This is a genomic window from Rhizobium redzepovicii, assembly GCF_019793435.1.
Lineage (GTDB): Bacteria > Pseudomonadota > Alphaproteobacteria > Rhizobiales > Rhizobiaceae > Rhizobium > Rhizobium redzepovicii.
Genome location: NZ_JAILYH010000077.1, coordinates 1 through 472 on the forward strand (window position 1 = coordinate 1; position 472 = coordinate 472).

Below are 472 nucleotides of genomic sequence, written 5' to 3' on the forward strand. Positions count from 1 at the left end.
CCAGAATCCGGATCGGTGTCGTTGGTCAGCACGTTACCGCTGGCAACCACGCCGCCCGAACCGTTGGCCACGCCGCCCTTCTCGGTCGCATCGCCCGCATCGGCAACCGCCGTCGGCGTCGTGTTCGGCGTTGTCGATGCCGGGCGGAAGACCACATCGGCATAGTAATTGGCGGCGTTGTAGGTGGCATTCGGGAAAATGCCAGCGGTAGCGGAGCCGCCATAGGTGTATACGCCGTTGCCGCTGGCCGACGCCGTGAGCGGGCCGTTTGTGACGGCGGCCGTAAAGAAATTGTTGGTCGCGACGTAGGCGCCGGTGGTGTGATAGGAGGCAACGTAGGTCGTGTTGGCAGTAATCGTGACGGGGGTTGAGAAGTTGACCGTCTGCCAGCCGCTGCCGGTGGTGCCGGCAAAGGTGGCGGTGGCGAGCTTGGTGCCCGTCGTGGTCCACAGGTCGACAACGTTCTGGCCGT

The 472-nt window shown here is 64.4% G+C and carries 1 protein-coding gene; it reads right to left on the bottom strand.

Features of this window, described 5'->3' with window-relative positions; genetic code table 11:
• Positions 1–472: DUF4082 domain-containing protein (locus K6N12_RS33645; RefSeq protein ID WP_222149179.1), on the bottom strand; the 472-nt coding region annotated here is incomplete at both ends.